23 protein-coding genes are annotated in these 26188 nt (G+C 72.3%); 13 read left to right on the top strand and 10 right to left on the bottom strand.

Annotated elements, in window-relative coordinates; genetic code table 11:
- Nucleotides 1-48: 48 nt before the first annotated feature.
- The 4 genes from lspA (at nucleotide 49) to DDJ31_RS10170 (ending at nucleotide 3816) form a co-directional block, all read left to right on the top strand.
- Nucleotides 49-621 (top strand): signal peptidase II, encoded by a 573-nt coding sequence (gene lspA / locus DDJ31_RS10185; RefSeq protein WP_127180597.1) that lies wholly within the window; start codon nucleotides 49-51, stop codon nucleotides 619-621.
- A gap of 101 nt (nucleotides 622-722) precedes the next feature.
- Nucleotides 723-1667, top strand: a complete 945-nt coding sequence (locus tag DDJ31_RS10180; RefSeq protein WP_127180598.1) for an RluA family pseudouridine synthase — start codon at nucleotides 723-725, stop codon at nucleotides 1665-1667.
- Complete coding sequence (locus DDJ31_RS10175; protein ID WP_127180599.1) at nucleotides 1664-2143, top strand: GNAT family N-acetyltransferase; 480 nt, start codon at nucleotides 1664-1666, stop codon at nucleotides 2141-2143. Before DDJ31_RS10180 ends, DDJ31_RS10175 begins: the two co-directional genes overlap by 4 nt.
- Before the next feature lie 86 nt (nucleotides 2144-2229).
- Nucleotides 2230-3816 carry a Na+/H+ antiporter gene (locus DDJ31_RS10170; RefSeq protein WP_127180600.1) on the top strand — a complete coding sequence of 529 codons (1587 nt, stop codon included), beginning with the start codon at nucleotides 2230-2232 and terminating at the stop codon, nucleotides 3814-3816.
- 176 nt (nucleotides 3817-3992) lie between these two features.
- Here the strand turns inward: DDJ31_RS10170 and DDJ31_RS10165 are convergent, their stop codons facing one another.
- Nucleotides 3993-5108 (bottom strand): mechanosensitive ion channel family protein, encoded by a 1116-nt coding sequence (locus DDJ31_RS10165; protein ID WP_127180601.1) that lies wholly within the window; start codon nucleotides 5106-5108, stop codon nucleotides 3993-3995.
- A 138-nt stretch (nucleotides 5109-5246) separates the two neighbouring features.
- Between DDJ31_RS10165 and DDJ31_RS10160 the strand changes: the two genes are divergently transcribed.
- Nucleotides 5247-5816, top strand: a complete 570-nt coding sequence (locus tag DDJ31_RS10160) for a dienelactone hydrolase family protein (RefSeq protein WP_127180602.1) — start codon at nucleotides 5247-5249, stop codon at nucleotides 5814-5816.
- A gap of 28 nt (nucleotides 5817-5844) precedes the next feature.
- On the opposite strand, the gene DDJ31_RS10155 is transcribed toward DDJ31_RS10160, so the two are convergent.
- The 4 genes from DDJ31_RS10155 to DDJ31_RS10140 form a co-directional block, all read right to left on the bottom strand.
- The gene (locus DDJ31_RS10155; RefSeq protein WP_127180603.1) at nucleotides 5845-7536 is read right to left on the bottom strand and encodes an alkaline phosphatase D family protein; all 1692 of its coding nucleotides are present in this window, start codon (nucleotides 7534-7536) and stop codon (nucleotides 5845-5847) included.
- 94 nt (nucleotides 7537-7630) lie between these two features.
- On the bottom strand, nucleotides 7631-8473 hold the full coding sequence (locus tag DDJ31_RS10150; RefSeq protein WP_127180604.1) for a thioredoxin domain-containing protein: 843 nt from the start codon (nucleotides 8471-8473) through the stop codon (nucleotides 7631-7633).
- A 157-nt stretch (nucleotides 8474-8630) separates the two neighbouring features.
- Nucleotides 8631-9323 (bottom strand): hypothetical protein, encoded by a 693-nt coding sequence (locus DDJ31_RS10145; protein ID WP_127180605.1) that lies wholly within the window; start codon nucleotides 9321-9323, stop codon nucleotides 8631-8633.
- A 67-nt stretch (nucleotides 9324-9390) separates the two neighbouring features.
- Nucleotides 9391-10716 (bottom strand): DUF2252 domain-containing protein, encoded by a 1326-nt coding sequence (locus tag DDJ31_RS10140; protein ID WP_127180606.1) that lies wholly within the window; start codon nucleotides 10714-10716, stop codon nucleotides 9391-9393.
- Nucleotides 10717-10920: 204 nt separating this feature from the next.
- Between DDJ31_RS10140 and dnaE the strand changes: the two genes are divergently transcribed.
- Nucleotides 10921-14460, top strand: coding sequence for a DNA polymerase III subunit alpha (dnaE, locus tag DDJ31_RS10135; RefSeq protein ID WP_127180607.1), 3540 nt, complete (start codon nucleotides 10921-10923; stop codon nucleotides 14458-14460).
- Nucleotides 14461-14596: 136 nt separating this feature from the next.
- On the opposite strand, the gene DDJ31_RS10130 is transcribed toward dnaE, so the two are convergent.
- Nucleotides 14597-14761, bottom strand: coding sequence for a hypothetical protein (locus DDJ31_RS10130; protein ID WP_164785001.1), 165 nt, complete (start codon nucleotides 14759-14761; stop codon nucleotides 14597-14599).
- Between the two features lie 225 nt (nucleotides 14762-14986).
- Between DDJ31_RS10130 and DDJ31_RS10125 the strand changes: the two genes are divergently transcribed.
- From DDJ31_RS10125 to DDJ31_RS10110, 4 genes are all read left to right on the top strand, one after another.
- The gene (locus DDJ31_RS10125; protein WP_127180608.1) at nucleotides 14987-16198 is read left to right on the top strand and encodes an NYN domain-containing protein; all 1212 of its coding nucleotides are present in this window, start codon (nucleotides 14987-14989) and stop codon (nucleotides 16196-16198) included.
- Nucleotides 16199-16308: 110 nt separating this feature from the next.
- Nucleotides 16309-17283, top strand: coding sequence for an ABC transporter ATP-binding protein (locus DDJ31_RS10120; protein ID WP_127182871.1), 975 nt, complete (start codon nucleotides 16309-16311; stop codon nucleotides 17281-17283).
- Between the two features lie 76 nt (nucleotides 17284-17359).
- Nucleotides 17360-18181, top strand: coding sequence for an ABC transporter permease (locus DDJ31_RS10115; protein ID WP_127180609.1), 822 nt, complete (start codon nucleotides 17360-17362; stop codon nucleotides 18179-18181).
- Nucleotides 18182-18215: 34 nt separating this feature from the next.
- Complete coding sequence (locus DDJ31_RS10110) at nucleotides 18216-18902, top strand: AAA family ATPase (protein WP_127180610.1); 687 nt, start codon at nucleotides 18216-18218, stop codon at nucleotides 18900-18902.
- A 24-nt stretch (nucleotides 18903-18926) separates the two neighbouring features.
- Here DDJ31_RS10110 and ybaK read toward each other — a convergent pair whose 3' ends face one another.
- From ybaK to DDJ31_RS10090, 4 genes are all read right to left on the bottom strand, one after another.
- A complete protein-coding gene (gene ybaK / locus DDJ31_RS10105) occupies nucleotides 18927-19427 on the bottom strand; it encodes a Cys-tRNA(Pro) deacylase (RefSeq protein WP_127180611.1) in 501 nt (166 codons plus the stop codon).
- A 6-nt stretch (nucleotides 19428-19433) separates the two neighbouring features.
- The gene (locus tag DDJ31_RS10100) at nucleotides 19434-20174 is read right to left on the bottom strand and encodes an LON peptidase substrate-binding domain-containing protein (RefSeq protein ID WP_127180612.1); all 741 of its coding nucleotides are present in this window, start codon (nucleotides 20172-20174) and stop codon (nucleotides 19434-19436) included.
- A gap of 11 nt (nucleotides 20175-20185) precedes the next feature.
- Nucleotides 20186-21259 (bottom strand): hypothetical protein, encoded by a 1074-nt coding sequence (locus tag DDJ31_RS10095; protein WP_127180613.1) that lies wholly within the window; start codon nucleotides 21257-21259, stop codon nucleotides 20186-20188.
- Nucleotides 21260-21376: 117 nt separating this feature from the next.
- A complete protein-coding gene (locus tag DDJ31_RS10090) occupies nucleotides 21377-22954 on the bottom strand; it encodes an oxidoreductase (RefSeq protein ID WP_127180614.1) in 1578 nt (525 codons plus the stop codon).
- 180 nt (nucleotides 22955-23134) lie between these two features.
- Here DDJ31_RS10090 and hisD point away from each other — a divergent pair, with 180 nt between their 5' ends.
- From hisD to hisB, 3 genes are read left to right on the top strand one after another with little or no spacing between them, the layout of a single operon-like run.
- On the top strand, nucleotides 23135-24484 hold the full coding sequence (gene hisD, locus DDJ31_RS10085) for a histidinol dehydrogenase (protein ID WP_127180615.1): 1350 nt from the start codon (nucleotides 23135-23137) through the stop codon (nucleotides 24482-24484).
- The gene (locus DDJ31_RS10080) at nucleotides 24481-25596 is read left to right on the top strand and encodes a histidinol-phosphate transaminase (RefSeq protein ID WP_253302953.1); all 1116 of its coding nucleotides are present in this window, start codon (nucleotides 24481-24483) and stop codon (nucleotides 25594-25596) included. Before hisD ends, DDJ31_RS10080 begins: the two co-directional genes overlap by 4 nt.
- A complete protein-coding gene (hisB, locus tag DDJ31_RS10075) occupies nucleotides 25593-26186 on the top strand; it encodes an imidazoleglycerol-phosphate dehydratase HisB (RefSeq protein WP_127180617.1) in 594 nt (197 codons plus the stop codon). The genes DDJ31_RS10080 and hisB overlap by 4 nt, the downstream gene beginning before the upstream one ends.
- Nucleotides 26187-26188 lie beyond the last annotated feature (2 nt).

Genomic DNA, 26188 nt, shown 5'->3' with positions numbered 1-26188 from the left:
GCGTGTCGTACCCTCGTCCTCAGTCAGGCACCTAGCTGAGGGACTCACGTGGCAGAGGCGGAGCGCATCATCGGTACGCCGGATATCCCAGACACGGCGGGGGCCGAGCCGGAGCAGTCCGCGGCACGGCCCAGGGGCAGGCGTCGGATCGCCGTGCTGTTCGCGGTCGCCGTCTTCGCCTACGCCCTCGACCTGGCCAGCAAGATGATCGTGGTCGCCAAGCTGGAGCACCACGCGCCCATCGACGTCATCGGGGAGTGGCTGCGGTTCGAGGCGATCCGCAACCCGGGGGCCGCCTTCGGGTTCGGCGAGGCGTTCACCGTGATCTTCACGATCATCGCGGCGACGGTGATCGTGGTGATCGCCCGGCTGGCCCGCAAGCTCTACAGCCTGCCGTGGGCGATCGCGCTCGGCCTGCTGCTCGGGGGAGCCCTCGGCAACCTCACCGACCGGATCTTCCGCTCGCCCGGCGTCTTCCAGGGGGCGGTCGTCGACTTCATCGCGCCCAAGGGCTTCGCCGTCTTCAACCTGGCCGACTCGGCGATCGTCTGCGGCGGCATCCTGATCGTGCTGCTGTCCTTCCGGGGCCTCGACCCGGACGGGACCGTCCACAAGGACTGAGCCGCAGCCCGCCGCCCGCCGGTGCCCGGTGCCGCCCCGTGCGCGGGGTCCGCGCCGGGCGCGCGGTCGGGAGTGTCGGACCCGTCCGGCATACTCGACGGGTGAGCACCGTTCCCGAGATCCGCAGCCTGCCCGTGCCCGACGGCCTGGAGGGCGAGCGCGTCGACGCCGCCATCTCCCGCATGTTCGGCTTCTCCCGCACCAAGGCGGCCGAGCTGGCCGCGTCCGGGAAGGTGCAGGTCGACGGCGCCGAGGTCGGCAAGTCCGAGCGGGTGCACGGCGGCGCCTGGCTCGAGGTCGAGATGCCGCAGGCGCCGGCGCCGGTGCAGATCGTCGCCGAGCCGGTCGAGGGCATGGAGATCGTCCACGACGACGATGACGTGGTCGTCATCGTGAAGCCGGTCGGTGTCGCCGCCCACCCGTCGCCCGGCTGGTCCGGCACCACCGTCATCGGCGGCCTCGCGGCGGCCGGCTACCGCATCTCCACCTCGGGAGCCGCCGAGCGCCAGGGCATCGTGCACCGGCTCGACGTGGGCACGTCAGGGCTGATGGTGGTGGCGAAGTCGGAGCGCGCGTACACGTCGCTGAAGCGCCAGTTCAAGGAGCGCACGGTCGACAAGCGCTACCACACGCTCGTCCAGGGCCACCCCGACCCGACCAGCGGCACCATCGACGCCCCCATCGGCCGCCACCCCCAGCACGACTACAAGTGGGCGGTCACCGCCGAGGGCAAGCCGTCCGTCACCCACTACGACCTGATCGAGGCGTTCCGCTCCGCCTCGCTGCTCGACGTGAAGCTGGAGACCGGCCGCACCCACCAGATCCGCGTGCACATGTCGGCGCACCGCCACCCCTGCGTCGGCGACCTCACCTACGGCGCCGACCCGACGTTCGCCAAGCGGCTCGGCCTGACCCGGCAGTGGCTGCACGCCATGCGGCTCGGCTTCGAGCACCCCGGGGACGGCCAGTGGGTGGAGTTCTCCAGCGAGTACCCGGCCGACCTCCAGCAGGCCCTCGACCGGGTCCGCGAGGAGACCTACGCGTGAGCGAGCCCTCGTACACCGTGCGGATCGTCGGTGACCTCGCCGACCGCGAGGCGGGGTTCGCGGTGCGCAGGGAGGTCTTCGTCGGCGAGCAGGGCGTGCCCGAGGAACTGGAGTACGACGCGTTCGACGAGCCGGGCGCCGACGCCGTGCATGTGCTGGCCGTCCGCGAGGACGGGCGGCCGCTCGGCACCGGGCGGCTGCTCTACGGCCCGACGGCGGCCGACCGGACCGGCGGCGACCCGTCCGTGGGCTCGCTGGGGCGGCTCGCGGTGACCGGGCGGGCGCGCGGTCTCGGGGTCGGGGTGGCGCTGGTGCGGGCCATCGAGGACGTGGCACGCGCGCGGGGGCTGACCGCGGTCGACCTGCACGCGCAGACCCGCGCGCTCGGCTTCTACCAGCGGCTGGGCTACGAGGCGTACGGGCCCGAGTACCCGGAGGCGGGAATCCCGCACCGGGCCATGCGGCGCGCGCTGTAGCCGAGGGGCCCTGAGGGCCGACGGCGGGGCCGGCGTGGCAGTCTTGGGGCTGCCGTCCCCTCGTCGATCATGCCGGAGCGCTGCCCGTGGACCAGCTCGCCCTGTTGTTCGTGCTGTTGCTCGGGGCCCTGGTGAGCGTCCCCGTGGGAGACCGGTTCGGGCTGCCCGCGCCGGTGCTGATGACGCTCCTCGGGATCGTGCTCGCGGTCCTGGACTTCGTCCCCAATGTCGACATCCCGCCCGAGCTGATCCTGCCCGCGCTGCTGCCGCCGCTGCTGTACGCGGCCGTGCGGCGGACCTCCTGGCGGCAGTTCACGGCCAACGTCCGGCCGATCTTCCTGCTCGCCGTCGCCCTGGTGTTCGTCACCACGCTCTGCGTGGCGCTGGTCGCGCACGCCATCGTGCCGGGGCTGCCGGTCGCCGCCGCCGTCGCCCTCGGGGCGCTGGTCGCGCCACCCGACCCGGTCGCCGCGACGGCCGTCGCGGGACAGCTCGGGCTGCCGCGCCGGCTCGTCTCCATCCTGGAGGGCGAGGGCCTCTTCAACGACGTGACGGCGATCGTGCTCTACCACGTGGCGATCGCCGCCGCGGTGAGCGGATCGTTCGGGCTCGGCGAGGCGGCGTTCGAGCTGGTGCTCTCCGCGGTCGTCGCCGTCGCGATGGGGCTCGCGCTCGGCTGGGGCGCGAACAAGCTGATGAACCTGCTCGACGACGCGACGCTCCAGATCGGGCTGACGCTGCTGGTGCCGTACGTCTCCTACGTCCTCGCCGAGGAGCTGCACGGCTCAGGGGTGCTCGCCGTGCTCACCACCGCGCTCTTCCTCGCCGAGTACGCCACCGACGCCGACGACGTCATGACCCGGCTGGCCGGGCACACCTTCTGGGACATCGTCGACACCCTCGTCACCGGCGTCGCGTTCGGGCTGATCGGGCTCGAACTGCACAACGCGCTGCGGACGGCGGCCGGGCACTGGGCCCAGATGCTCGGCTGGGCGGCGGCCGTCGTGGGGGTGGTGGTGCTGGTGCGGCTGGTGTGGCTGCTGCCGGCGACCTGGCTGACGAAACGGCTGCACGCGAAGCGGGACATCGACGAGGAGATCCCGATGAGCTGGCGGGAGACCGTCGTCATGTGGTGGGCGGGGATGCGCGGGGTGGCGTCGGTGGCGCTCGCCCTCGCCATCCCGCTGACCGTGGACGACGGATCGGGCTTCCCCGACCGGGACGAGATCGTCTTCATCGCGTTCGGCGTGATCATGGCGACCCTGGTGCTCCAGGGGCTGACGCTGCCGTGGCTGGTGAAACGGCTGGGGGTGCGCGCCGACACCGGACGTGAGCAGGAGTTCGAGCGGGAGCTCGCGGTGCGGGCGGCCAAGGCGGCGAAGCGGCGGCTCAAGGAGATCGAGGAGGTCGAGGAGCTGCCGGACGAGCTGTCCGAGCAGATGCTCCGCCGGGCGTTCGAGATCGGCGTGCGGATCAGCCCCGACATGGGCGAGGAGGAGCGGCGCGAGGCGCACGAGCAGCGGGTGCGGCGGCTGAAGCGGGTGCGGCGCATCCAGGGGGAGATGCTGAGCGCGGCCCGGCACGAGGTGCTGGCGGCCCGGAGCGAGCCGGGGGCCGACCCGGAGATCGTGGACCGGGTGCTGCGCCATCTCGACGTGCGCAGCCTGAGGTGACCTCTCCGCCAGGGCCGGGGTGAACTCCCGCCGTCAGACGGAGACGGAGACAGAGACAGAGCCAGAGAAAGAGACAGACCGCTGACGGGCGGTCCCGCGCCCCGGCCGGGGAATGCGGGACCGCCCGTCAGCGGTGCGGGGAACCGGGCGGGCGGTCAGGTGTGGGCGGGCGGCGGTCAGGTGTGGGTGGACGGGCGGATCGCCTCGTGCGGCCGGTGCGGCGACTGGTCCTGGCGGGGGAGCGGCGGGTGGTCGGTCGGCGGCAGGACCGCCTCCGCCGTGTTGACCCGGGGCAGCGCGTACGGGTGGTGGTCGGCCAGCCAGCGCAGCATCTGCTCGCGGACCGTGACCCGGACCGTCCAGATGTCGTCCGCGTCCTTCGCCGTCACCAGCGCCCTGACCTGGACGGTGTTGGGCGTCGAGTCCGTGACGACGATGCCGCACTGCCGGCCGTCCCAGGCGGCGCAGCCGCGCAGGATGTCCCGCAACTGCTCCCGCATCAGGTCGAGGGGCGCCGAGTGGTCGAGGTGCCAGTAGACGATGCCGGTCATCTGGGCGCTGCCGCGCGACCAGTTCTCGAACGGTTTCGACGTGAAGTACGACACCGGCATGGTGATCCGGCGCTCGTCCCAGGTGCGCACGGTCAGGAAGGTCAGCGTGATCTCCTCGACGGTGCCCCACTCGCCGTCCACCACCACCGTGTCCCCGAGCCGCACCATGTCGCCGAAGGCGATCTGGAGCCCCGCGAACAGGTTGCTCAGCGTGGACTGGGCGGCGACACCGGCGACGATGCCGAGGACGCCCGCCGAGGCCAGCAGCGAGGCGCCGGCCGCGCGCATCTCGGGGAACGTGAGCAGCATCGAGGCCACCGCGACGACGCCGACTATCGCGGTCACCACCCGCATGATCAGCGACACCTGGGTGCGCACCCGGCGCACCCGGGCCGCGTCGTGGTGGGCGCGCGCGTAGCGGCTGTACGACGTCTCCACGACGGCCGCCGCGATCCGCACCACCAGCCAGGCGGCCGAGCCGATCAGGACCAGCGAGAGGGTGCGCCCGACGGCGATCCGGTGCCCCTGCACCAGCCGCGCCAGGTCGTAGGAGCCTCTCAGCATGGCCGTGCAGAGCACCAGTTGGTACGGGATCCGGGCCCGGCGCAGCAGACCCCACAGCGGGGTCTCGCCGTGCCGGGCGTCGGCCTTGCGCAGCAGCAGGTCGGTGGCCCAGCCGATGAGCAGGGTCAGGACGACGGAGCCGCCGATGACGATCAGCGGTCGGAGTACGTTCTCCATGGCAGGGAACCTAACCGGACCCGGGGGCCGATGAACATGTGACTTCGGACGCGATCGGGGTACGGACGCGTGGCGCGGCACCGGCCGGGTGCCCGGGTGCCGGGGGTCACTGTCGGTGGCGGCTGGCACGATGGGGCCATGGACATCATGCTTCTCCACTCGATCTACGGGCTCAGACCGGCGGTGCGCCAGGCCGCCGACCGGCTCCGTGCCGCCGGGCACGAGGTGTGGACCCCCGACCTGTTCGACGGGCACACCTTCACCAGCGTCGAGGAGGGCAAGGAGTTCAACGAGGCGATCGGGAAGGACGAGCTGCTGAAGCGGGCCGTGCTGGCCGTCGCGCCCTACTCGGACCGGGGCCTGGTGTACGCCGGGTTCTCGCTCGGCGCGTCCGTCGCGCAGACCCTCGCCCTCGGTGACGAGAAGGCGCGCGGTCTGCTGCTCCTGCACGGCACCTCGGACATCGCGCCGAACGCGTCCGCGCCCGACCTGCCGGTCCAGCTGCACGTGGCCGAGCCCGACGCGTTCGAGACGGACGACTGGCTGAGCGCCTGGTACCTCCAGATGGGCCGGACGGGCGCCGACGTCGAGGTGTACAGGTACCCGGGCGCCGGTCACCTCTACACCGACCCCGACCTGCCCGACCACGACGCGGAGGCCGCCGAGGCCACCTGGCGGGTGGCGCTCGGCTTCCTCGACTCCCTGTGAGCCGGGGGCCCCTCGCGGCGCCTGGCCCCTACACGGGGTCGTAGCTCCGCTCGACCCTCTGGGTGCCGCTGCGGGTGCGGTACGAACGCGCCCAGGACGAGGTGGCGGCCGGGTCGGTGCGGTCGGACAGCACGTAGTAGTCCATCTGGGCGCGGGCGGCCGTGATGTCCAGGACGCCGTAGCCGTGCCGGTCGGTGTCGACCCAGTGCACATGCCGGTTGGCGGCCTGGATGACCGGCGCGGCCAGCGCGGAGACGGTGCCCTCGGGGACCTTCACGATGTCGTCGAGGTTGTCCGAGGTCATCGAGGTGACGACGAACTCGGTGGCCGCCGACGGGGAGAGCGGGTAGGTACCGGCGTCCACCGGCACGTCGTTGGCCCACGCCATGTGGATGTCGCCGGTGAGGAAGACGGTGTTGCGGATCGCGTGGGTCCGCAGATGGGCGAGAAGTTCACGGCGGTCGTCGGTGTAGCCGTCCCACTGGTCGGTGTTGAGGGCGAGCCCCTCCCGAGGCAGCCCGAGCAGCTTCGCGAGCGGTGCGAGCAGGTCGGCGGCGAGCGAGCCGACGGCGAACGGCGAGATCATCACCGAGTTGCCGACCAGCCGCCAGGTGGAGTCGGAGCCGCTCAGTCCGGCCTTCAGCCAGTCGAGCTGCGCGCGCCCGGTGATCGTGCGGTCCGGGTCGTCGACCGATCCGGAGCCGGTGGCCGCCTGCTGGGAGCGGAAGGAGCGCAGGTCGAGCAGGGAAAGCTCGGCGAGCTTGCCGAAGCGCAGCCGCCGGTAGGTGGTGCCCTCGATCGCCGGGCGGACCGGCATCCACTCGAAGTACGCCTGCTTGGCCGCCGTCTGACGGTCGCTCCAGGTGCCCTCGGCGCCCTCGGTGTGGTTGACGGCGCCGCCCGACCAGGCGTTGTCGGCGAACTCGTGGTCGTCCCATATCGCCACGACCGGCGCCTTGGCGTGCAGGGCCTGGAGGTCGGCGTCGGTCTTGTGGCGGCCGTGCCTGGCCCGGTAGTCGGCGAGCGTGATGATCTCGTGGGCCGGCGTGTGCGGCCTGACGACCGTGCCGCGCGTCCCGTACTCGCCCGTCGGGTACTCGTAGAGGTAGTCGCCCAGATGCAGCCAGCCGTCCAGGTCGCCGCGGGCCGCGAGGTGGCGGTACGCGGAGAACCAGCCGGCCTCCCAGTTGGCGCAGGAGACGACGCCGAAGCGGAGTCCCGGCACGGCGGCGTCGGCCGCGGGCGCGGTGCGGGTGCGGCCGACGGGGGAGTCGGTGGGGCCGGCGGAGAAGCGGAACCAGTGGTCGGTGGCCGGTGCGAGGCCGCGGATGTCGGCCTTGACGGTGTGGTCGCGGGCCGCGCCGGTGGTGAGGGAGCCCCGCGCGACGACGTTCGTGAGCGCCTTGTCGGTGGCGACGACCCAGCTCACCTCGGTGTCCGGGCCGAGCCCCGAGCCTGGCGCGGCCTCGGGGGTCGGGGTGACCCGGGTCCACAGCAGGATGCCGTCGGGCAGCGGGTCGCCCGAGGCGACGCCGTGCAGGAAGCGGGGAGCCTCGGCGGCGGCGGCGGCGGCGCGGGCGGGCAGGGCGACGGCGAGCGGCGCGGCCAGGACGGCGCCGGCGGCCGCGGCCTTGACGACCGTGCGGCGGCGGGGTGACAGCGGTGCGGTGCCCTCGGCGGGCGCGGTGGTGCGCGCGGATGATCTGTGTCGACTGGTCACGACCGATCAGGTTACTGACCGGTACGGGTGAGAGCGGGCGAACGGTCGAAAGTTCGCCCGCTCTTTCACCGGTGGTCGCCAGGAGGCGGCCGGGTCAGCCCTTGAGGGCCGCGTCGATCGCCGTGGTGAACTGCTCGACGGTCATCGGCGGGTTGCCGCTGCTGTCCGCGGAGAGCTTCTTGCCGTCCATCACGAAGCTCGGGGTGCCGGTGACGCCGTCCTTGTTGGTGTCGAACGACTTCGACATGGCGAGCGCCCAGGCGTCGTAGGTGCCGTTCTTCACCGCCTTCTGGAACGCGGCGTTGTCCTTCAGGTCGGGCACCGTCTGCGCGATCTTGATCAGGTAGTCGGCGTCCTTGAACTTGTCGGTGGACTCGTCCGGGTGGAACTTCTTCGAGTACAGCGCGGTCTTGTACTCCAGGAACGCCTGGTCGCTGACGTTCAGCGCGGCGCCGAGGGCCGCCATCGCGCTCTTGGAGCCCTCGCCGCGCGAACCTATCTGGCCCTTGCCGAGCGAGTCGCCGTCCAGGAACGTGCCGCCGACGAACTGCACCTTGAACTTGCCGTCCTCGACGTCCTTGTCCAGGGTCGAGCCGACGGTCTGCTCGAACTGGGCGCAGATCGGGCAGCGCGGGTCCTCGTAGACCTTCAGGGTCTTCTTCGCGCTCGCCTTGCCGATGACGACGGTCGTGCCGTCCTTGCCCGTGGTGTTGGCCGGGGCGACGACCTTCTCGTCCTTGATGGCCTCCCAGTGCGAGGGCTTGTTCGCCTGGACGACCGCGTAGCCTATGCCGCCGGCCGCCGCCAGGACGGCGACGACCGCGCCGGCCACCACGACCTGGCGCTTGACCTTGGCGCGCTTGGCCTGGCGCTCGCGCTCCAGACGCAGCCGCTCACGCGCCGCCGTCTTCGCCGTCTGGCTGTTCCGCTTGCTCATGTCGGTGATCTCCATGTGGGACGCGCGCCGGTGGCGCGCGGGATACGTGTGGGGGAGAGGTCGTGCTCGGTGCTGTTCGAACGAACGGTTGTGCGGTCCGAGTGAACGTCACTGCTGTTCAGGCTGTTCAGAGAGTTCAGGCGAACATCGCCGTTGTTCAGGCGAACGAGAGGGAGCACGGCGGTCCACGCCGTCCCAGGGAGTGCGCGAGCAGCCGGCCGCGGGCCGTCACCGCGCGCAGAGGGGCCCGTCGGGGCCGGGGCGCGGAGCCGGCCGGGCGCACGGCGACCGAGGCCACCGCGAGCAGCAGCGGCCTGAACGTCGTCACCGCGACCGCCCGCAGCAGCTGGCCGAGCGCCCGCTCGCCGCGCCGCAGCCAGGCCGCCGCCAGCAGTCCGACGCCGATGTGCGCGCCCAGCAGCAGCCAGGGTGTCGCCGGGTCGGCGTGCGCCAGCAGGGCGGCGAGCCGGTCGGGGCCCGCGCCGGTGACCCGGGCCAGCGGAGTGCCGACCTCGGTGCGGCTGCCGCACAGCACGTCGAACCCGACGGAGCGCAGCGGCCTCGCGACCGGGCCGCCCGCGCGGCCGTAGCAGACGTGCTGGCCGGTGGTGAAGACCGTGTCGGCGGCCAGCTCCAGCGGGATCAGCAGCCCGGCGATCCGGGCGAAGCCCCGCTCACGGCCGGCCAGCGCGTAGGCGACCGCGAAGACGGCGACCGCGACGGCGGCCACCGTGTTCAGCGGCAGCGGGACCCGCGACAGCAGCACGTGCGACGCGGTGCTGAGCGTCACGACGAGTGCCGTGAACAGCGCCGCGCGAACGGCTCGTAGCGGGGTCCCGGATATGTCCATAGCGTGGAGAGTGTGTCACGTGGTGCTGTAAGGGACCCCTAAAGGGTCCCTGTGAGCGTCCGGACCCTCACAGACCCGGGATCCGGCCGTTGCGGAACAGGTCCACGAAGATCTGGTGGTCGGCCCGCGCGCGGGCGCCGTAGGCGTGCGCGAAGTCGGTCATCAGGTCGGGGAAGCCGTCCTCGTCGGCCGCGATCGCCGCGTCGATGGCCCGCTCGGTGGAGAACGGCACCAGGGACTCGCCCGACTGGTCGTCGGCCGCCGCGTGCATGGCGGCGGTGGCCCGGCCGAGGTCGGCGACGACCATCGCGATCTCCTCCGGGTCGTCGATGTCGCCCCAGTCGAGGTCGACGGCGTACGGCGACACCTCCGCGACCAGCTGGCCCGCGCCGCTCAGCTCCGTCCAGCCCAGCCACGGGTCGGCGTGCGCCTGAAGGGCGCGCTGGGAGATCACCGTGCGGTGGCCCTCGTGCTGGAAGTAGTCACGGATCCGCTGGTCGGTGAGGTGCCGGGAGACCGCAGGGGTCTGCGCCTGCTTGATGTAGATCACCACGTCGTTCTCCAGGGCGTCGCTCGACCCCTCCAGGAGGATGTTGTACGACGGCAGCCCGGCCGACCCGATGCCGATGCCGCGCCGGCCCACCACGTCCTTGACCCGGTAGGAGTCGGGGCGGGCCAGGGAGGTGTCGGGCAGCGTCTCCAGATAGCCGTCGAAGGCCGCGAGCACCTTGTAGCGGGTCGCCGCGTCCAGCTCGACGGAGCCGCCGCCGGCCGCGAAGCGGCGCTCGAAGTCGCGGATCTCCGTCATCGACTCCAGCAGCGAGAACCGGGTCAGCGAGCGGGCGTCGCGCAGCGCGTCCAGCAGCGGGCCCTGCGCGGTGTCCAGGGTGAAGGGCGGCACCTCGTCGCTCTTGGCGCCCGTCGCCAGCGCGTGGATCCGCTCGCGGTAGGCGCCCGCGTACACCTCGACCAGCTCGGTGATCTGGTCGTCGCTGAGCGCCTTCGCGTAGCCGACCAGCGCGATGGAGGCGGCGAACCGCTTCAGGTCCCAGGTGAAGGGGCCGACGTACGCCTCGTCGAAGTCGTTGACGTTGAAGACCAGACGGCCGTTGGAGTCCATGTACGTGCCGAAGTTCTCCGCGTGCAGATCGCCGTGGATCCACACCCGCGAGGTCCGCTCGTCCAGGTAGGGGCCGCCCCGCTTCTCCGGCTCCAGGTCGTGGTAGAAGAGGCACGCCGTGCCCCGGTAGAACGCGAACGCCGAGGCCGCCATCTTGCGGAACTTCACGCGGAACGCGGCCGGGTCGGCGGCCAGGAGCTCGCCGAAGGCGGTGTCGAAGACGGCGAGGATCTCCTCGCCGCGCTGCTCGTCGTCGAGCGGGGTGACCGACATCGCGGGGTGCCTCCTGGTGCAGGGTCTGTACGACGGCGTCTTCGCCGCGTCCAACGGCCGAGCGGCCGCGGAAGTGCCCGCGGCCCTCGTGGTGAAGGTACGTGGGGAAGCCGCTGGAGTGTCAGTGGCGAGGCATAGACTTCGACGCTGTCCCCCGGACCGTCCGCCGTCCCGTCGCCGACCGTTTCTCTTGGAGGCCGCACCGTGTCGAAGCCGCCGTTCACGCACCTGCACGTCCACACCCAGTACTCGCTGCTGGACGGTGCCGCGCGGCTCAAGGACATGTTCGACGCCTGCAACGAGATGGGCATGTCGCACATCGCCATGTCCGACCACGGCAACCTGCACGGGGCGTACGACTTCTTCCACACCGCGAAGAAGGCCGGGGTCACGCCGATCATCGGCATCGAGGCGTACGTGGCGCCCGAGTCGCGGCGCAACAAGCGCAAGATCCAGTGGGGCCAGCCGCACCAGAAGCGCGACGACGTCTCCGGTTCCGGCGGCTACACCCACAAGACGATCTGGGCGGCCAACGCGAAGGGCCTGCACAACCTCTTCCGGCTCTCCTCGGACGCGTACGCCGAGGGCTGGCTGCAGAAGTGGCCCCGGATGGACAAGGAGACCATCTCCCAGTGGTCCGAGGGCCTCATCGCCTCCACCGGCTGCCCCTCCGGCGAACTCCAGACCAGGCTGCGCCTCGGCCAGTTCGACGAGGCGCTGAAGTCGGCCGCCGAGTACCAGGACATCTTCGGCAAGGACCGCTACTTCCTGGAGCTGATGGACCACGGCATCGAGATCGAGCACCGGGTCCGCGACGGCCTGCTGGAGATCGGCAAGAAGCTCGGCATCCCGCCCCTGGTCACCAACGACTCGCACTACACGTACGCGCACGAGGCGACCGCGCACGACGCCCTGCTCTGCATCCAGACCGGCAAGAACCTCTCCGACCCCGACCGCTTCCGGTTCGACGGCACCGGCTACTACCTGAAGTCGACGGACGAGATGTACGCCGTCGACTCCTCGGACGCCTGGCAGGAAGGCTGCCGCAACACCCTCCTGGTCGCCGAGCAGGTCGACACCAGCGGGATGTTCGAGGCCAAGAACCTCATGCCGAAGTTCGACATCCCCGACGGCTTCACCGAGGTCACCTGGTTCCAGGAGGAGGTCCGCCGCGGCATGGAGCGCCGCTTCCCCGGCGGCGTCCCCGACGACCGGCAGAAGCAGGCCGAGTACGAGATGGACGTCATCATCCAGATGGGGTTCCCCGGCTACTTCCTCGTCGTCGCCGACTTCATCATGTGGGCCAAGAAGAACGGCATCGCGGTCGGCCCCGGCCGCGGTTCAGCCGCCGGTTCGATCGTCGCCTACGCCATGGGCATCACCGACCTCGACCCGATCCCGCACGGCCTGATCTTCGAGCGGTTCCTCAACCCCGAGCGCGTCTCCATGCCCGACGTCGACATCGACTTCGACGAGCGCAGGCGCGTCGAGGTCATCCGGTACGTGACGGAGAAGTACGGCGCCGACAAGGTCGCCATGATCGGCACCTACGGCAAGATCAAGGCCAAGAACGCCATCAAGGACTCCGCGCGCGTCCTCGGCTACCCCTACGCCATGGGCGACCGGCTCACCAAGGCGATGCCCGCCGACGTCCTCGGCAAGGGCATCGACCTCAACGGCATCACCGACCCCTCGCACCCCCGCTACAGCGAGGCCGGCGAGATCCGCGCGATGTACGAGAACGAACCGGACGTCAAGAAGGTCATCGACACCGCCAAGGGCGTCGAGGGCCTGGTCAGGCAGATGGGCGTGCACGCCGCCGGCGTCATCATGTCCAGCGAGCCCATCGTCGACCACGCCCCGATCTGGGTGCGGCACACCGACGGCGTGACCATCACACAGTGGGACTACCCGCAGTGCGAGTCGCTCGGCCTGCTGAAGATGGACTTCCTCGGCCTGCGCAACCTCACGATCATGGACGACGCCGTCAAGATGGTGAAGTCCAACAAGGGCATCGACCTCGACCTGCTGGCCCTGCCGCTCGACGACCCCAAGACCTTCGAACTCCTCCAGCGCGGCGACACCCTGGGCGTCTTCCAGTTCGACGGCGGACCCATGCGCTCCCTGCTGCGCCTGATGAAGCCCGACAACTTCGAGGACATCTCCGCCGTCTCCGCGCTCTACCGTCCCGGCCCGATGGGCATGGACTCGCACACCAACTACGCGCTGCGCAAGAACAAGCTCCAGGAGATCACCCCGATCCACAAGGAGCTGGAGGAGCCCCTGGAAGAGGTCCTGGCCGTCACCTACGGCCTGATCGTCTACCAGGAGCAGGTGCAGAAGGCCGCGCAGATCATCGCCGGCTACTCGCTCGGCGAGGCCGACATCCTGCGCCGCGTGATGGGCAAGAAGAAGCCCGACGAACTCGCCAAGAACTTCGTCCTGTTCCAGGCGGGCGCCCAGAAGAAGGGGTTCAGCGACGAGGCGATCCAGGCCCTGTGGGACGTGCTGGTGCCGTTCGCCGGCTACGCCTTCAACAAGGCGCACTCGGCCGCCTACGGACTGGTCTCCTACTGGACCGCCTACCTCAAGGCGAACTACCCGGCCGAGTACATGGCCGGTCTGCTGACCTCCGTCAAGGACGACAAGGACAAGTCGGCGATCTACCTCAACGAGTGCCGCCGCATGGGCATCAAGGTGCTCCCGCCCAACGTCAACGAGTCGATGTCGAACTTCGCGGCCCAGGGCGACGACGTGATCCTCTTCGGCCTCTCCGCCGTCCGCAACGTCGGTACCAACGTGGTCGAGTCGATCATCCGCAGCCGCAAGGCCAAGGGGAAGTACGGCTCGTTCCCCGACTACCTCGACAAGGTCGAGGCGGTCGCCTGCAACAAGCGCACCACCGAATCCCTCATCAAGGCCGGCGCCTTCGACTCGATGGGCCACACCCGCAAGGGACTCACCGCCCAGTACGAGCCGATGATCGACAACGTGGTCGCGGTCAAGCGCAAGGAGGCCGAGGGGCAGTTCGACCTCTTCGGCGGGATGGGCGAGGAGCAGAACGACGAACCCGGCTTCGGCCTCGACGTCGTCTTCACCGACGACGAGTGGGAGAAGACCTATCTGCTCGCCCAGGAGCGGGAGATGCTCGGCCTCTACGTCTCCGACCACCCGCTGTTCGGCCTGGAGCACGTGCTCTCCGACAAGGCGGACGCCGGCATCTCCCAGCTCACCGGCGGTGAGCACGCGGACGGCGCGGTGGTCACCATCGGCGGCATCATCTCGGGCCTCCAGCGCAAGATGACCAAGCAGGGCAACGCCTGGGCGATCGCCACCGTCGAGGACCTGGCCGGCTCCATCGAGTGCATGTTCTTCCCCGCCACCTACCAGCTCGTCTCGACCCAACTCGTCGAGGACGCCGTGGTGTTCGTCAAGGGACGCCTCGACAAGCGCGAGGACGTGCCGCGGCTCGTCGCGATGGAGCTCCAGGTCCCCGACCTGTCCAACGCGGGCACCAACGCGCCGGTGATCCTGACCATCCCGGCCACCCGGGTCACCCCGCCGATGGTCAGCCGCCTCGGCGAGATCCTCACCCACCACCGGGGCGACAGCGAGGTCAGGATCAGGCTCCAGGGCCCCACCAAGACCACCGTGCTCCGCCTCGACCGGCACCGGGTCAAGCCCGACCCGGCGCTCTTCGGCGACCTGAAGGTGCTGCTCGGACCGTCCTGCCTGGCCGGCTGAGCCACCACCCCGAACAGCCTGGCCGGCCCCGGCCGGCCCGACCCGCGCGAGGGGCGCACCCGTCGACGGGTGCGCCCCTCGGTGCCTGTCCGGTGCCCTCACGCCCCCGGACCGGCCAACGTGCCGCGCGCGGAGGTCAGTTGTGACCGAAGCGCTTCTGCTTGCCCTTGCGGGCCATGTCCGCGGGGGTCACCTGGCTGATGCGCTGCTCGGCCTGCGCCTCCATCGAGGACCCCTGGGCGTGCTCACGGCTGCGCTCGGACTGCGGCTGTTTCCTGTCCTGCTTCTTGTTCTTGGCCATGGTGATCTGCCTCCTGCGGGGGAAACTAGGGGCCAGGTCCTGGACCAGATTCACATAAGCTGGCAAAGAACGCATTTCGGATAATTACCGTCTGTCACAGGGGACATCGGAGTGTGCGGCCCCGAAACGCCACGCCGAAGATCGAGTTCGGGCCGTTAACCTCCGCGTGGTCGGGCAGACTCGAAGACAAGCCCGAAGCAACCTCCCGGAAAGAGGGTGGACCGCGTGGACCGCTGCATCGTCCTGGTGGACGCCGGGTACCTGCTGGGCGCCGCCGCGAGCCTCCTCGCCGGAGAGCCCTCGCGGTCCCGCATCACCGTCGACCACGCCGCCCTCATCCAGGGCCTGCGCGAACGCGCCGAGTCCGACACCCAGCGCCCGCTGCTGCGCATCTACTGGTTCGACGGCGCCCCCGACCGCGTCCCGCAGCCCGAACACCGCAGGCTGCGCGTGATGCCCCGGGTCACCGTCCGGCTCGGCGCGCTGACCCGCAGCGACGGCCGGTGGGCGCAGAAGGGCGTCGACGCCGCCATGCACGCCGAGCTGACCGAGCTGGCCCGCAACCGCGCCTGCTCCGACATCGTCCTGGTCACCGGCGACGGCGACCTGCTGCCGGGCATGATGGCCGCCAAGGAGCACGGCGTCGCCGTCCACCTGTGGGCCGTGCAGGCCGCCGACGGCGACTACAACCAGTCCGAGGACCTGGTCGCCGAGGCCGACGAGCGGCGCGTCCTCGACCGCGTCTGGATCACCGGGGCCGTCCGCGCCAAGGAGACCGGCGGGGTCTGCGCGCCGTCGCCCGCGCCGCGCCCGGAGATCGCCGCGATCCTCTCCGCGCCACTGCCCGACTCCGGGCTGACCGCCGCCCCCGAACGGCCCGCCGACGACACCGAGCACCCCCAGGACGCCCCCGCGGGCCACGACACCCAGGAGCGGGTCCCCGCGCCCAAGGGCGTGCCCACCCCCAAGGACCTGGCCGCGCTGCGCGGCCCCGGCAGCCAGCCCGCCCCGCACCCGCCGAACGCGACGCTGCGCTGGTCCTCCGACAAAGGGTGGGTCGACCGGCCCGTCTCGGAGCCGCAGGACGCGGCGTCGATGCCGACGCTCGCCCAGCTGACCACCGCCGAGCAGCGCTGGGCCGACCGCGAGGAGGACATCACCACGGTCGGCGGCGACCCCTTCGAGGTCGGACAGGTCTTCGCCCGCCGCTGGATGGGACGGCTCGGGGACCAGTCCCACCTCCAGAAACTCTCCGGGATGTACCCGCGCGTCCCGCACCGCGTCGACGGCGAGCTGCTGCGCTACGCGGCCAGGTTCGGACTGCTCGCCCACAAGGACGACCAGATCGACGAGCACGACCGCTACGCCATCCGGGCCGGTTTCTGGCGCGAGATCGACGTACGGACGGCGGCGGAGCACTCGCCCGCGGGTGAGTGACGGGGAAGCGGGCGGGGCCGACCCGGCAGCGGCCGGGGCCACGGGACCCCGTACCCTCGTCCCTTGTGAGTACGCGCGCGGCACAGGCACTTCGGCACGGAGGCGATGTCGTGTGCGCGGTGCGCGGACTGACCAAGACCTACCCCGCCGTGCGCGCCCGGCGCGGCGCACCGGGCACACCCCAGGTCAGGGCCACCGACGACGTGCGGCTCGACATCGGACGCGGTGAGATCTTCGGGCTGCTCGGGCCCAACGGGGCCGGGAAGTCCACCCTGGTACGGCAGATCACCGGACTGATGCGGCCGGACAGCGGCGGCGTCGAGATCCTCGGGCACGACATCGTCCGCCACCCCGAGCGGGCCTCCCGCATCCTCGCCTTCCTCGGCCAGGAGTCGACCGCCCTCGACGAACTGACGGTCTCCCTCGCCGCCGAGACCACCGGACGGCTGCGCGGCCTCGACGCCAGGACCGCGCGGGCCGAACGCGACGCCGTCCTCGACGAGCTGGGCCTCACCGCCCTCGCCGGGCGCCCGCTGAAGAAACTCTCCGGCGGCCAGCGCCGGCTCGCCTGCGTCGCCTCCGCGCTGGTCGGCGAACGCCCGCTGCTGGTCCTCGACGAGCCGACCACCGGCATGGACCCGGTGGCCAGACGGGCCGTCTGGGCCGCCGTCGACCGCCGCCGCGCCGAACGCGGCACCACCGTCCTGCTCGTCACCCACAACGTCATCGAGGCCGAGACCGTCCTCGACCGGGTCGCCGTCCTCGACCAGGGCCGGGTCATCGCCTGCGACACCCCCACCGGCCTCAAGGAGCAGGTGGCCGGGGAGGTCAGGGTCGACCTGGTGTGGCGCGAACGGGCGCCGCTGCACGTCCCCGAGGTCGCCGCGCTCCAGGAACGCGCCGTCGAGTCGGGCCGCCGCTGGACGCTGCGGCTCGCCCCCGACGAGGCCCGCGCCGTCGTCGCCACCGTGACCGGCGGCAGCGCCTTCGCCGCCCTCGACGACTTCACCCTCGCCACCCCCAGCCTGGAGGACGTCTACCTGGCCCTGGGCGGCGCCGTACGGCAGGGGCTGGTGAAGGCATGAACACGAGGGCCGCCGCGTCCGTACGGGACAGGGCCACCGCCGGAAGAGTCCCGCAGCAGAAGGGAAGCAGCGCGACGTGAGTGTCGTATCCGCCGATGTCCTGCCGGGCGGTGCCCTGGCCGTGGAGGACGCGCCCCCGGGCGCGGCCGAACTGGGGCCCAGGGCACGCCTGTGGCCGGCCATGGCCGCCGTCTACCGGGCGCAGCTCTCACGGGCCCGGGTCGCGCGGATCCCCCTGCTGTTCGTGGCGACGTTCCAGTCCATCGGCATCATGATCCTGATGCGCGGAGTGGTGAACGGCGGCGGCGAGGCCGAGGCCGTGGTCGCCGGCTCCTCCGTCCTCGTGGTGGCGTTCGTCGCGCTGAACCTGCTCGCCCAGTACTTCGGCCAGCTGCGCGCCAGCGGCGGCCTCGACCACTACGCGACGCTGCCGGTGCCGCCGGCCGCCGTGGTGCTCGGGGCGGCCGGCGCGTACGCCTCGTTCACGGTGCCGGGGACCGTGGTCACGGCGGTCTTCGGCTGCGCGCTGTTCGGGCTGCCGATGGTGCATCTGTGGGTGCTCGTGGCGGTGATCCCGCTGGCGGGCGCCGCCCTCGCCGGGCTCGGCGCCGCCCTCGGGCTGCTCGCGCCGCGCCCGGAACTCGCCACCCTGCTCGGCCAGTTGGGCATGTCCGCGGCGCTGCTGCTGGGCGTGCTGCCGGCCGACCGGATGCCAGGGGCGGTGCGCTTCGCCCGCGATCTGCTGCCGTCGACGTACGGCGTCGAGGCGTTCGCGCGCACCTTCGGACCGCACCCCGACTGGGCCTTCGTCCTCGGTGACCTGGCCGTCTGCGGCGCGGTCGGCGTCGTCTCGCTCGCCGTCGCCACCTGGGCGTACCGCCGGGCAGCCGTCCGGTGACGCGCCGCCCGGGTGGGCCTGGCACGATGTCAGGGTGACCGCACCGTTGACTCCGCCTCCGCATGAACGGCCCCCGCACGACGGGTGGCAGCCCCCGGCCGCCGGGCACGAGGACCACGCCCCGCACCACCCGGTGCACGGCGGGTACGGACAGGACGGACCCGGCCTGCGGACCGAGCTCGTCGAGGGCCTGGTGACCCTGGTCGCGGTGACCGTCGGCGGGGTGCTGCTCGGCCTGCTGTGGTGGTGGCTCGCGCCGCACGTGCCGCTGGTCGGCGAGGTGTCGGGCAAGAGCTGGGTGGTCTACCTGAAGGACAGCGAGGGCGAGCAGGCGATCGGCGTCGACGGAACGTTCACGCTGCTCGGGCTGGCCTTCGGCGCGCTGAGCGGCCTGGTCGTGTTCCTGGCGCGGCGGCGCGGCGGTGTGCCCCTGACGGTCGGTCTCGGCGTGGGCGCGCTGCTCGCCGGGCTGGTGGCCTGGCGGCTCGGCGTCTGGCTCGGGCCCACCGAGGACGTGATCGCCCACGCGAAGGACGTCGGCAAGGGCGTCACCTTCTCCGCGCCGCTGAAGCTGGGCACGATGGGTGCGCTGCTGGCGGCCCCGCTGGCCGCGCTGCTGGTGCACCTCGGTCTGACCGCGCTGTTCGGCCCGCGCGACCCGGACCCGTACGACGAGATCGGCCCGCACCCGAAGGACCCCTACGGCGCCCCGCTCCCGTAGCGAGGCCGAGGGCCGGCCCGGGGGTCAGCTCCGGCCGATCGGGGCCAGGGTCGCCGTCGTCAGGGCCGTCAGGTCGGTGGGGGACAGCTCCACCTCGAGACCGCGGCGGCCCGCCGACACGCAGATCGTGGCGTGGCCGGCGGCCGAGGCGTCCAGGACGGTGGGCAGCGCCTTGCGCTGGCCCAGCGGGGAGATGCCGCCGCGGACGTAGCCCGTGGTGCGTTCGGCGAGCGCCGGGTCCGCCATCGCGGCCCGTTTCCCGCCGACCGCGGCCGCCAGCGCCTTCAGGTCGAGCTGGCCGGCCACCGGGACCACCGCCACCGTCAGCGCGCCGTCCACGTCGGCGACGAGCGTCTTGAACACCCGATCGGGGGACACCCCCATCGCCTCGGCGGCCTCCTCGCCGTACGAGGGGTGCGCGGGGTCGTGCTCGTAGGCGTGCAGCGTGTACGGCACGCCCGCGGACGTCAGCGCGACCGTCGCGGGTGTGGAGCCCGACTGCTGCTTCTTCGACTTCTTCGCCATCGGGTCTCAGTTCAGGCTGGTCCGGCCGCGCGTCAGGTCCGACGCGGGCAGGGACGGCAGGTTGCGGATGATCGCCGTCTCGGAGCGCAGCAGCTCCAGTTCCTCGCGCAGCCGGGACGCGGTGTCCTCGCACTCCAGGAGACGCTGCTTGGTCGGGGTGTCCAGCATCATCGCGGCCGCGACCAGGTAGGACACCACGGACGGTTCGTCCGGCAGCTCCGTGCCCGTCGCCAGCGTCCGCTCCCGGGCGCCGGCCAGCCGCTTCTGGTACTGCCGGAACGCCCGCAGGACGCCCTCGGCCAGGGCGCCCGCCTCCTCGCCCGGCTCCTCGGCCAGCTCCTCGACCTCGGCGGTCAGGAACGGTCCCGAGGCGTCGACGGAGAGCAGCCGCACCCGGGTGGTGCCGGTCGCCAGCACCTCGAAGGTGCCGTCCTCGCGCTCCCTGACCGTCGCCGCGTCCGCCACGCAGCCCACGGTGTGGAACGACGCGGCGGGGTCGGCGCCGAACCCGGCGGCGGGGCCGTGGTCGACCGGCGCGGTCGGGTCGGGCATGCCGGGTGAGCTGGGGGCCACCTCGTGGCCGTCGCGGATCGCCACGACGACGAACCGGCGCGGTTCGTCCTCGGGCGTCTTCAGCAGGTCGCGCATCATGGCGCGATAGCGCTCCTCGAAGACGTTGAGCGGGAGCACCAACCCCGGGAACAGCGCCGAGTTCAGGGGGAAGAGCGGGAGCCGGTGGGTGGTCACGCCGCAGAAGCCTAATGGTCGCCGGGGTGCCCGTGTCGGCCGCGCTCACTCCGTGGCGGCTTCGACGGGGGTGCGAGCCAGGCGGTGCGGACCTCGTCGCGGGTCTTCAGGAACAGTCCGAGCGGGTCGTCGGAGAGCCGCTCCCAGGGGAACGAGGTGGCGTACGGGCCGATCAGCCGGGCCTGCGCGAAGGCGTCCTGCCAGCGGCCGAGGCGCACCAGGACCAGCAGCAGCTGGTTGCGCAGGGCGGCGGGCCAGGGGTCGGCCTCGGGGTACCGCGCGGAGAGCGCGATGGCCCGGTCGGCGGCCTCGTCGAGGCGCCGCTGGGGCAGCTCGGGGCCGCAGTCGTCGGTCAGGTAGCCGATCACCGCGCGCAGCGGCAGCGCCTGGACGGGGGAGGCGGCGGGCGCGTCCTGCGCGGCCCGCTCGGCGAAGTCGAGGCACGCCTGGTGCGAGCCGTGGTAGGAGGCGCCGAGGTAGCGCAGGGCGGCCACATGGCAGCCGTAGTGGTGCGGGGCGCGGCGCACGGCCGCCTCCCACAGCTCCCCGAAGTACTTGTGGCCCGCGCCGGAGCCGCGGGCGTGGTCGAGGGCGATCCGCCAGGGCACCGGGTCCCGGTCGTCGCCGCGTGCGGCGGCCGTGATCAGCGGGCTGACCTCGCGCAGCAGTTCGGCCCTGGCCGGTGAGGGCCAGGCCCGGTCGACGGCGAGCTGGGCGCGGAGGGTGAGCAGGTCGGGGTCGCGCGGGGCGGTGGCCGACCAGCGCAGGAACCACTCGTCGCGGGAGCGGGCGAAGCCGGCCAGGCGCCGTACCCAGCGGTCCCTGCGCTCCCAGTCGGCGGTGGCGCGGGCCGCGCCGAGCAGGGCGGAGGCCGGGCCGTGCTCGCCGCGCGCGGCGGCGACCAGGGCGGGGCCGAGCCGGTCGTCGGGGACGTCGAGCAGCACGTCGTCGTCGGCGGGCAGTCCGAGGCCGCCCGCGGGCGGCCTCGGCGTCCCGGCGGGCGGTGCGGCGGCGCGGCGCGGGGCGGTCCTGGGGATGCGGGCCGCGCGGCTGAACGGGGGCAGCAGAGCCATGGTGTCGACCATTGAAAGACCGCGGATCGATCGCGCGCCAGCCGGAACGGTCAACTCGTGGAAAGTTGTACGTCCGAAGGTCAAAGAAAGGTAAAGTGTGAGGGTTCAACGACTTCTGCCCCGCCGGGGTCAGCTCCTGCGCAGCAGCCGGGTCGCGCCCGCCGCCACCGTCGTCGCCAGGACCCAGCCCAGCAGGATCAGCGCGGCCGACAGCCACTGCCAGCCGCCGCGCGGCTGCCACAGGCCCACCTGGCCCAGGTCGATCACCGGCAGCAGCAGGTCGAGGGCGTACAGCGCGGGGTTCCACGCCGGGTCCTCGCCCTTGGGGGCCGGCGGGCGGCTCGCGTGCGCGAACGCCAGCGAGCCCGCCGCCCACAGCACCGCCATCCACACCGCGGCCCGCCCCGGCCGGTACCCGTAGGCCACCGCGCCGTCCTGGGCGTACCCCCAGAGCTTGGCGGCGAGCGGCAGGCTCTCCCGGCGTCTTCGCTGCTTGGCGAGGAGCACCTCGCGGGCGTCCTCGTCCTCGCCGCCCGCCCGCAGCACCGACGCCAGCCGCTCGTACGGCTCCGGGTTGTACTCGGCGGTCGCGGCGGCCACCCAGGCCAGCCGCTCGACCAGCGGGAACGGGCCCTGCGGCACCAGGTTCTCGTAGGAGAAGCCGCCCATGTGCAGGTTGCCGGGGCCCGGCCAGGCGTTCGCCCGGTCGACCAGCGTGACCACCCGCGCCCCGGACAGCACCACCTTGCCGCGCTGCGGCCGTTCGCCGAGGAACCGCAGTTCGGGGACCTGCACCCGGCGCAGCGACAGCTCCTGCTCGTCGGTGAAGGCGAACCGGGCCCGCTGGAGGTCGACGGCGTCCCCGAACCTGCCGTCGTCGAGGCGGATGCCGCCCTGGCACTCGAACCGCTGGATGCGGGTGCCGCGGGCGGGTGTGGTCCCGCTCAGCAGCGGGCTGTCGAGGCCCGCGGGGGTCAGGTAGAGGGTGCGTTCGACGGTCAGCTGGGGGGCGTTCAGCGCGAGCCTGCCGTACGGGTTGGCGAGCCGGGCGCCGCGCAGGCTCAGCGAGACGCCCACCGTGGCGCTGCGCAGGCTCAGCTCCCCGTGCGACTCCAGCAGCTCGGCCTGGAGGTCCTGGCCGACGGTCATGCCGTCGGCGGCGATCGAGCGGCCGGTGCGGTCGCGGTAGACGATCGCCTGGTTGATCAGCAGGTCGGTGCCGATGTGCGCGTCGGTGAGCCGGACGCCGTTGTGGAAGCGGCAGCGGGGCAGGTGCAGATCGCCCTCGGTGTGCACACGGGCCGCTTCGAGGCGCGGCACCGAGCAGTTCACCAGCCGCAGGGTGGTGAACCGGGCCTCGGGCAGCAGCACCTCCCGGTCGAAGCGGCAGCCGCGCATCTCCAGGTAGGGCGCGACCGTGCCGCCCGCCAGGTCGAGGGGGCCGCTGACCCGGACCCCGCGCAGCTTCAGCGCGGAGACCCGGCCGGTGAGCGGGGGCGGGCCGTCCAGCAGCAGCCAGCAGACGATCCGGGCCCGCACGGTCCGCTCGGGCCCCCAGGGGTGGCCGCCGTGCGGGTCGTCGACGACCGGGTCGCCGGCGCTCAGGTCGTACACGCTGCCGTTGCGGAAGGCCTGCCACATGCCCGCCTCGGCGGCGGTCAGGTCGTCGGGCAGATCTCCGGCCCGGATCCCGGCGCCCTCGGTCACGGCTCTCCCGTCCCTCTCGTCCCCATGGAATCGCACATATGTTCGGTGTCACGATGGTGACACCCTGAACACAGGACGTGAAGCCGATCTTCCGGGTTCCCCGTCGCCCGTCCGAGGGTTCTGTATCAGCCATTGATACGCACGCACGGCCGCCGACCGCGGTCTGCGAGAATTGTCCCCGTGATCTCCCGAATCGATCTGCGCGGCGACGCCCTTCCCGAGGGCCCCGCCCTGCGCGACCTGCTGCCCCGAGCCGACTTCGACGTCGCGGCCGCCCTCGAGAAGGTGCGCCCGATCTGCGAGGCCGTGCACCATCGCGGCGACGCGGCGCTGATCGACTTCGCCGAGCAGTTCGACGGCGTCCGCCTCGACCGGGTACGGGTGCCCGCCGAAGCCCTGGAGAAGGCCCTCGCCGAGCTGGACCCGGCGGTCCGCGCGGCCCTGGAGGAGTCCATCCTGCGCGCCCGGCTGGTCCACCGCGCCCAGCGCCGCACCAGCCACACCACCCAGGTGGTGCCCGGCGGCTCGGTGACCGAGAAGTGGGTGCCGGTCGAGCGGGTCGGCCTGTACGCGCCCGGCGGCCGTTCGGTGTACCCGTCCTCGGTCGTCATGAACGTCGTACCCGCCCAGGAGGCCGGGGTCGGCTCCATCGCGCTCGCCTCCCCGCCGCAGGCCGCCTTCGACGGCCTCCCGCACCCGACGATCCTCGCCGCCTGCGCCCTCCTGGGCGTCGACGAGGTGTACGCGGCCGGCGGCGCCACCGCCGTCGCGATGTTCGCGCACGGCACCGAGTCCTGCCCGCCCGCCGCCATGGTCACCGGCCCCGGCAACATCTGGGTCGCCGCCGCCAAGCGCTACTTCACCGGGAAGATCGGCATCGACACCGAGGCGGGCCCGACCGAGATCGCCGTCCTCGCCGACCGCACCGCCGACCCGGTGCACGTCGCCGCCGACCTGATCAGCCAGGCCGAGCACGACCCGCTGGCCGCCGCCGTCCTGGTCACCGACTCCGAGGAACTGGCGGACGCCGTCGCCCGGGAGCTGGAGCCGCAGGTCGCCGCCAGCAAGCACGTCCACGACCGGATCGTCCCCGCCCTCACCGGACGGCAGTCCGCGATCGTCCTGGTCGACGGCGTCGACGAGGGCCTGCGGGTCGTCGACGCCTACGGCGCCGAGCACCTGGAGATCCAGACCGCCGACGCCGCCGCCGTCGCCGACCGGGTCAAGAACGCCGGCGCCGTCTTCGTCGGCCCCTGGGCACCCGTCTCGCTCGGCGACTACGCGGCCGGATCCAACCACGTACTGCCCACCGGCGGCTGCGCCTGCCACTCCTCCGGCCTCTCCGTCCAGTCCTTCCTGCGCGGCATCCACATCGTCGACTACACGCGCGAGGCACTGGCCGACGTCGCCCACCACGTGGTCACGCTGGCGGAGGCGGAGGACCTGCCCGCGCACGGCGCGGCGGTCAAGGCGCGCTTCGAGGCGGACGAACAGGCGGCACGCGGATGGAAGGCACCCGAGGGCAAGTGACCGGCATCGACGATCTCCCCGTACGGGACGAGCTGCGCGGCAAGTCCCCCTACGGCGCACCCCAACTCGACGTGCCCGTACGGCTGAACACCAACGAGAACCCCTACCCGCTGCCCGACGCGCTCGTCGAGCGGATCGCGGAACGGGTCCGCGAGGCGGCCAGGCACCTCAACCGCTACCCGGACCGCGACGCCGTCGAACTGCGCACCCGGCTCGCCGCCTACCTGACCGACACCACCGGCCACGAGGTCTCGCTCGCCGACGTCTGGGCGGCCAACGGCTCCAACGAGGTCATCCAGCAACTGCTCCAGACCTTCGGCGGCCCCGGCCGCACCGCCATCGGCTTCGAACCCTCGTACTCGATGCACGCCCTCATCGCGCGCGGCACCGGCACCGGCTGGATCTCAGGGCCCCGCCGCCCCGACTTCACCATCGACCTCCCGGCCGCCGAACGCGCCCTCGCCGAGCACCGCCCGGACGTCGTCTTCATCACCACCCCCAACAACCCCACCGGCAACGCGGTCCCCCGCGAGACCGTCCTCGCGCTGTACGACGCCGCGCAGGCCGTCAAGCCGACCATGGTCATCGTCGACGAGGCGTACGTCGAGTTCAGCCACGGCGCCTCACTGCTGCCGCTCATCGAGGGACGGCCCCACCTGGTCGTCTCGCGCACCATGTCGAAGGCGTTCGGCGCCGCGGGACTGCGCCTCGGCTACCTCGCCGCGCACCCGGCCGTCGTCGACGCCGTCCAACTGGTGCGGCTGCCCTACCACCTGTCGGCCGTCACCCAGGCGACCGCCCTCGCGGCCCTCGAACACACCGACACCCTGCTCGGCTACGTCGAGCAGCTGAAGTCCGAACGGGACCGGCTCGTCGCCGAACTGCGCGCCATCGGCTACCAGGTCGTCGAGTCCGACGCGAACTTCGTGCAGTTCGGGCTCTTCGACGGCGCGGGCGGCTCGCACGCCGCCTGGCTGCGCATCCTCGACCGGGGCGTCCTGGTCAGGGACAACGGCATCCCCGGATGGCTGCGGGTCAGCGCGGGAACCCCCGCCGAGAACGACGCGTTCCTCGACGCGGTACGTGAACTGAAGAAGGAGCAGAGCGCATGAACCGCACAGGACGCGTGGAGCGGGTCACCAAGGAGACGTCCGTCCTCGTCGAGATCGACCTCGACGGCAGCGGCAAGGTCGAGGTGGCGACCGGCGTCGGCTTCTACGACCACATGCTCGACCAGCTCGGCCGGCACGGCCTGTTCGACCTCACCGTGAAGACCGAGGGCGACCTGCACATCGACTCGCACCACACCATCGAGGACACCGCCCTCGCCCTCGGCGCCGCCTTCAAGCAGGCCCTCGGCGACAAGGTCGGCATCTACCGGTTCGGCAACTGCACCGTCCCGCTCGACGAGTCCCTCGCCCAGGTCACCGTCGACCTCTCCGGACGCCCCTACCTGGTGCACACCGAGCCCGAGACGATGGCGCCGATGATCGGCGAGTACGACACCACCATGACCCGGCACATCCTGGAGTCCTTCGTGGCCCAGGCGCAGATCGCCCTGCACGTGCACGTGCCCTACGGCCGCAACGCCCACCACATCGTGGAGTGCCAGTTCAAGGCGCTCGCCCGCGCCCTGCGCTACGCCTCCGAGCGCGACCCGCGCGCGGCCGGCATCCTCCCCTCCACGAAGGGCGCCCTCTAGCC

The organism is Streptomyces griseoviridis, assembly GCF_005222485.1.
GTDB classification, from domain to species: domain Bacteria; phylum Actinomycetota; class Actinomycetes; order Streptomycetales; family Streptomycetaceae; genus Streptomyces; species Streptomyces hintoniae.
This window is presented reverse-complemented; position numbering and strand designations above follow the sequence as displayed.

Coding starts and splice junctions, on each gene's coding strand:
- DDJ31_RS10165 (WP_127180601.1), bottom strand. CDS start 5,108: ATGGAGAACGTACTCCGACCGCTGATCGTCATCGGCGGCTCCGTCGTC.
- DDJ31_RS10160 (WP_127180602.1), top strand. CDS start 5,247: ATGGACATCATGCTTCTCCACTCGATCTACGGGCTCAGACCGGCGGTG.
- DDJ31_RS10150 (WP_127180604.1), bottom strand. CDS start 8,473: ATGAGCAAGCGGAACAGCCAGACGGCGAAGACGGCGGCGCGTGAGCGG.
- DDJ31_RS10145 (WP_127180605.1), bottom strand. CDS start 9,323: ATGGACATATCCGGGACCCCGCTACGAGCCGTTCGCGCGGCGCTGTTC.
- DDJ31_RS10140 (WP_127180606.1), bottom strand. CDS start 10,716: ATGTCGGTCACCCCGCTCGACGACGAGCAGCGCGGCGAGGAGATCCTC.
- DDJ31_RS10130 (WP_164785001.1), bottom strand. CDS start 14,761: ATGGCCAAGAACAAGAAGCAGGACAGGAAACAGCCGCAGTCCGAGCGC.
- ybaK (WP_127180611.1), bottom strand. CDS start 19,427: ATGGCGAAGAAGTCGAAGAAGCAGCAGTCGGGCTCCACACCCGCGACG.
- DDJ31_RS10095 (WP_127180613.1), bottom strand. CDS start 21,259: ATGGTCGACACCATGGCTCTGCTGCCCCCGTTCAGCCGCGCGGCCCGC.
- hisB (WP_127180617.1), top strand. CDS start 25,593: ATGAACCGCACAGGACGCGTGGAGCGGGTCACCAAGGAGACGTCCGTC.